Source organism: Parabacteroides sp. AF27-14, from assembly GCF_003635425.1.
GTDB lineage: Bacteria > Bacteroidota > Bacteroidia > Bacteroidales > Tannerellaceae > Parabacteroides > Parabacteroides distasonis.
This window is the reverse complement of record NZ_QTLZ01000067.1, coordinates 1-1,163: the sequence shown is the minus strand read 5'-3', so window position 1 is coordinate 1,163 and position 1,163 is coordinate 1. Positions and strand designations below refer to the sequence as shown.

The window sequence follows — 1,163 nt, the reverse complement described above, 5'->3', positions numbered from 1 at the left end:
AATGAACGGGCAGCATAACAAAAAAGAAGGTATCCTTTTCAGACACCTTCTTTATCTTATATTTGCCCTCAAACGATTAAATTGAAAAGCTATGTTACTCACAACAACTAACACGATCGAAGGAAAAGAAATTACCCAGTACTTCGGAATCGTATCCGGTGAAACGATCATCGGAGCGAATGTATTCAAAGATTTCTTCGCAGGCATCCGGGATATTGTCGGAGGACGTGCAGGTTCTTACGAGAGTGTCTTACGCGAAGCGAAAGAAACGGCCTTGAAAGAAATGAGCGATCATGCGGCACGAATGGGCGCAAACGCTGTAATCGCCGTAGATCTAGATTATGAGACCGTAGGAGGAAGCGGAAGCATGCTGATGGTTACCGCCGCCGGGACAGCCGTACGCTACCAATAATCCCCAAAATGAAATACTTTGGAGCCGGATTAAGCGAATCACATAAAGAACTAAACCGCATTATCCGTAAACCGGAATTAATAGAGCAAACCAAGGAGCTCTTTCTTGAGATTCATGGGAAATTACACCTCTCTGTGGTGTCTGGTAATGAGAGAAACGAGGTCGATGAGCTAGTCGGAGATTTAAGAGAGGATGAATATGCCATTATGCCTACAGCGAAAGATGAAACCATCGCTTGGGTATTATGGCATATCAGCAGAATTGAGGATCTGACCATGAATATATTAGTTAACGGGGAAAAGCAGATCTTCAATGAAGACTGGCAAACCCGAATGAATTCCCCTATCAGAGACACAGGAAATGCCTTATCTGATAACCAGATTATTCAGCTAAGCAAAAGTCTACGTATTCAAGAACTCTTAGAATACAGAAATGAAGTAGGACGAGAAAGCAGAGAAATCATCCGAACCTTATCTCCCGATGATATACGTCGCAAAATCCCAACTCAAAGGATAAGCCGGATATTAGAAGAAGGTGGAATCACAAATCATGAAGATTCGATTTGGTTGCTTGATTTCTAGGCTAAAAAAGATATAGCTGGTATTTTATTAATGCCTCCTACCAGACATGTCATGTTACATCTAAATGACTGTTGTAAATGGAAGCTAGCAATAAGAGGCAGACATCATTGAAAATTAAACGGCTGGTGTATATACCAAAAAAAGGAGCCAATCTTTCGACTGACTCCTTT

General features: G+C 41.6%; 2 protein-coding genes. Both read left to right on the top strand.

What is annotated here, in order from left to right; genetic code table 11:
• Positions 1–91 precede the first annotated feature (91 nt).
• Complete coding sequence (locus DWY79_RS22410) at positions 92–412, top strand: YbjQ family protein (RefSeq protein WP_005860908.1); 321 nt, start codon at positions 92–94, stop codon at positions 410–412.
• A gap of 8 nt (positions 413–420) precedes the next feature.
• The gene (locus DWY79_RS22405; RefSeq protein ID WP_233564044.1) at positions 421–993 is read left to right on the top strand and encodes a DinB family protein; all 573 of its coding nucleotides are present in this window, start codon (positions 421–423) and stop codon (positions 991–993) included.
• The last annotated feature ends 170 nt before the right edge of the window (positions 994–1,163 follow it).